Raw genomic sequence first — 4196 nt, forward strand, 5'->3', positions numbered from 1 at the left:
ATTAATACAACCCCATTGAGTCCGATCGATCGCCACTAATAGGGTTGGTCCCGCAGAGCAATAAGTTTTTAACCAGTAAGCGATCAAAGGGAGCCAAATTAGTGCGATCGTTAATTGAGGTAAGTCCAAAAATCTTTGCAATTTGCGACGGCGACTTTCGGTAGTAATTGGGTAGGGAAATACTCGTGCCAGCCTCTCTAGTCTCACTTGTTTCTCTGATTGTATCAAGGAGAGCAAGATTGTGAGTAAAATAAACTGGGCTGATGTCAGTTGTTTTTGTAAGTGGGTCTGATAGAATGTTGGTAACATTATTTTTGGGATAGGCTAGCTTGTAACAATTCGGCTGCCTATCTTTTTTTAGCACAAGTGGGTTAAATCTTTACGCTCTTTGGGTTTGGGGCGGGTTGTCACCCCCCCAGGTTATTACCATACCCTGCATCCATCAAGACTATTCCTGGTTTATAGCCTCTCGCTAAGGTTTTGTCGATTAATTTTCTGGCTATTTCTGGCTTTTTCTTGAATTCTGGGTCGGCTTTTCCTTCTGGTAATGAGTCGGCTTTTCTATATAATTCAATATCTAATGGCAGGCTCTTCTTACCATCATATAGATGACTTGTAACTACTACTACCCCATTATCAGTTTTTCCGATTTGTCCGATGTATTGTCTTCCTACACCTGCGGTAAAATTACCACTTTTTCTATGCCCTGAATCATCTATTATCAGGCTAAATCCTCGACTAATCTTGGCGCAAGTGACACTGATTCATTACGTCTAGGCGACGTTGATTGACCTCATTGAATGACCAAGGCGCTGCTGTTAAAAAATGATGTAATTTGTGGTAAGTTACTCCCACGGCGTTTGCTGCCATCTGCGACAAGTTTTTTCGCTCACTTTCTCCCAATAATCCCCCTAAATAATTCCTAAACTCTCGTTTTTGGGCAAGATGACCAAAAATATCGTCAAATCTTTGACACCATCTATCGAAGCAGGGGGGCATCGCGGCAGGGGTTGTCTCTTTCATTGGTCATTTTTTAACGTTATATGCTTCCTCTGCAAGCATTATAACGTATTTTCACCGTATTTTTTGTTTAAGTCCCGTTAGCACCATTTACGGTAGAAGGAGCTGGTAATCGAAGTGTATTTGAAATCTGGCTAGAAACTTGTTTAGTACCAGTATTAAAACCAGGACAAGTAGTGATAGCAGATCATGCAACATTCCACAAAGGTGGACGGATTCAAGAGATAATTGAATCCGCAGGATGTCGATTGCTATACCTAGCACCTTATTCGCCAGATTTAAACAAAATTGAGCAATGTTAGTCATGGCTAAAAAGCCGCATCCGTAAACAAATCGATAGATTTAGCTGTCTTCGAGATGCTATGCAAGATGTCCTCAGCAAAGTTTCCTAACCGCCTTGGCGGTTGGTATAACAGCCTGTGCAGGTTTGAGGACAAGTGTCAAGCGATTTTCTTTGGCCCAATTTGCACACAAGTAGTCGGGAAAAACATTAAAGCTAAATCCCGATGCAACCGCTTGTCTAATTGCCCTAAAATCGGGAATAATTAGTTTGGGTTGAACGTCGATTCTTCGGCAAAACACCACGCGCCAAAAGCGGCGGGCGATCGGCAATTATTCGCTGCAAGCAATCCCCGGTTGGGTTACAATCCTTTGAGCGAGTGGATTCACATCATCTGGTCTGATGCCTTTAGCAATAGGAATGACAATATTTGGTGGCCCAACGATCCAGAAATTTACCTCAAATAGGCTCAGAAATAGCGAAGCTGTCACGCCTACGCAAACTAGCAATTAAAACCGTTACCAAATAAGGCTTACAGCCATTTTGTCAGATCGCCCCCACTCCAACAAGCTTAAACTCAGTTAACCACGGCAGAGTACAATCAATACTCTACCGCAGCCAATCCGCTGGCTCAAAAAATATATTATTCGTACAGCCTAAATCTAGTTTCCGCCTCGTGACAGATTCGCTATTTCTAGGCCTTTTTATGGGAAAAACAAAAGATTTAAAACAAGTTTATTAACCCTAAAACAGAACCCCTACCAGTGGTTGGTAGGGGTTTAACTTGTATGAACTAGCAAAAGCTTATTGCAGCTTACTAGAAAGTTCTGTCAAATGATTAGGGAGGTAGGATGTAACACAAGTCGCTACAGAATAAATGTCATTCTTATTATAGTCCCAGTCCCAATCTCCCAAACCTCGCCGACACACCAGCCTCTACTGAATTTAGCTCATCTGACTCAAATTCCAATTGTACTGTAACCCCACCATTTATTGGCAACAGTTCCTCGTCTGACATTTCCTCCAGTCCACAGGTCATTTCTACTTCTGGGTTTTGACTTTTTTGCAGGGCTTGGTTAAAGTTGAGGTTCATTGTTTTTCCTGTGTAGGCTTTGCTCTAAAGCATACCTGTTTCTCCTCATTGCTAACAAGTTAAAAAAAAGCAAATTTTGTCAATATGTCTAAATATAGATTGAAAAAGAAAGAATGATAATTAGCGCAGAAGGCAAGAGGGTAAAAAGGCGGCGCTTTCTGAAGCGACTGTTCAGGTGATCGCCGACTGGCTCGAAGCTAGGGACGGCAATTCCTCTCAAGATGCGTTGGTAGATGGCGCGGCTTCTTGAACCAGAAAGGTATTAGGCGCTCAAACCTTTATCTGATAAGGGTTTGACTGGCTACTTTGCGCCTCGTGACAGCTTCGCTATTTCTGGGCCAATTCCGGTGCAACCGGAAACGATATCACACCAAGAATTTTGGGATGAGTGAGTATTTTGGACTGGCGATGGCCACAATGATTTCCTTGTACGTTGTCTAAAACCTACATTCCGCACCCGAGACTGTCACAATCGGTTTTTTCGGAAGTTTGAGCAAAAATTAAGTTCTTTTTTATACAAAGGTATCGCTCTCTCGTGGCAACGATCGGCGTAAGGATTCAGGTATAAACTTAAGGTATTAAAGATGGGGTCTGCACAGCCGGGTTAACCATCGCTTTTATAGCTCGATCAAAAAACTCAATTACAGAACGTCCTTGACGACGGCAAGTTTGTATAACTGTCAATAAATTGGCAGTATCTTGGAATCGTTCCATCGAACGGGAACCTCCACTAACTTTTCTTTTTGTGACGGCTAAACGTAACGTTCGTTCTGCTAAATTATTATCAGGCGGTATCTCCGGGTGGTCTAAAAAATACCACCATTGAGCGGTTTTATTTCGTAAGGATCGTAAAAGTTTACTTGCCTCGCCTCCGGCTCGATCAATCCATAAATGAATAGAAGATGCAACTTTTACTTTAAACTCGGATGTCCAACTCAAGAATTGCTCAATGTTTTGGGTTTGTTGGAATAAAGCGTAGTTTTGAAAACCTTCATCGATCAGGCTGATAAATTTTGCCCCAATCTCTTGGTTATGTAAGCCGGGAAGCTGAATGAGTTTCTTGAAGTGACGACGTAGATGCGCTAGGCATTTCTGTTGAGCTTTCACCGCATAACCATTATAAGCACTATAATCATCAGAACTGAGTACACCTTCATAGCTGGAACCCAGTATAGATATTAATTCCGCGCGAGAACGAGTATCAGCCGCATGAAATAAAGCGAAATCCTGATTGGCAAAAATCCATAACCATTCTTTTACCCCTTTGACGACCCAAGGTGTTTCATCGGAATGGATATTTGGCTGGGTTTGGTTTATCCACTGTTTGAGCAGGTCAATACTTTGAGTCACTGCACCATCTATTCGTTCATTTGTGGCTACCAGAGTTCCCATCCCAATTTCGATTTCTCCGAGTTCCCACAAGAGTTTTTGTTGTTTTTCGTAGGATAAATGCCCGTAATTATTTATCCATCCTAAAAAAGCTTGTAGTCTGATTCCTATATCTTGTCCTGGTACTATCTCTGGTGACCAGTCTGCTGTTTTTTTTTCGCCACACTTACTACAAATACACGTATATCTTTGATCTTCTACGATTTCAATTGGTTTATTCACTAACTGTGCTACTTGCTGAGTTTCTATTTTTAGTGGTCTCGCCCCAAATTCCCTCTGACCACAGCTACTACACTCTTGGGGTCGTAAAATCTCAACCCTATCTACTCTGCTAAACCCGGGAGCATCCCGGTTTTGTAAATATCCCCAAATCAGCGTAAAATAGTTAAAATCAATAGAAGCGTCAAAAAAAGT

3 protein-coding genes and 3 pseudogenes are annotated in these 4196 nt (G+C 41.9%); 2 read left to right on the plus strand and 4 right to left on the minus strand.

The window, feature by feature from the left end; genetic code table 11:
• Positions 1-207, minus strand: a pseudogene (locus tag QUA99_RS32315) (IS4 family transposase); the annotation flags it as partial.
• Between the two features lie 212 nt (positions 208-419).
• Positions 420-1023, minus strand: a pseudogene (locus QUA99_RS32320) (IS701 family transposase); the annotation flags it as partial.
• Positions 1024-1100: 77 nt separating this feature from the next.
• On the opposite strand from QUA99_RS32320, the pseudogene QUA99_RS32325 reads away from it, so the two are divergent.
• Together QUA99_RS32325 and QUA99_RS32330 are read left to right on the plus strand one after the other, a co-directional pair.
• Positions 1101-1412: pseudogene (locus QUA99_RS32325) on the plus strand (transposase); the annotation flags it as partial.
• A 163-nt stretch (positions 1413-1575) separates the two neighbouring features.
• Positions 1576-1767 (plus strand): hypothetical protein, encoded by a 192-nt coding sequence (locus QUA99_RS32330; protein ID WP_333245804.1) that lies wholly within the window; start codon positions 1576-1578, stop codon positions 1765-1767.
• 422 nt (positions 1768-2189) lie between these two features.
• On the opposite strand, the gene QUA99_RS32335 is transcribed toward QUA99_RS32330, so the two are convergent.
• Positions 2190-2393, minus strand: coding sequence for a hypothetical protein (locus QUA99_RS32335; protein ID WP_333442207.1), 204 nt, complete (start codon positions 2391-2393; stop codon positions 2190-2192).
• A gap of 570 nt (positions 2394-2963) precedes the next feature.
• Positions 2964-4196, minus strand: a 1233-nt coding sequence (gene tnpC / locus QUA99_RS32340) for an IS66 family transposase (RefSeq protein WP_333245797.1), incomplete at its 5' end; no start/stop codon positions are given.

Origin of the sequence: Microcoleus sp. F10-B2, from assembly GCF_036704965.1 — a bacterium.
GTDB lineage: Bacteria > Cyanobacteriota > Cyanobacteriia > Cyanobacteriales > Microcoleaceae > Microcoleus.

Excerpts from the sequence above, each read along its gene's own strand:
- QUA99_RS32335 (WP_333442207.1), bottom strand. The coding sequence starts at position 2,393 with ATGAACCTCAACTTTAACCAAGCCCTGCAAAAAAGTCAAAACCCAGAA.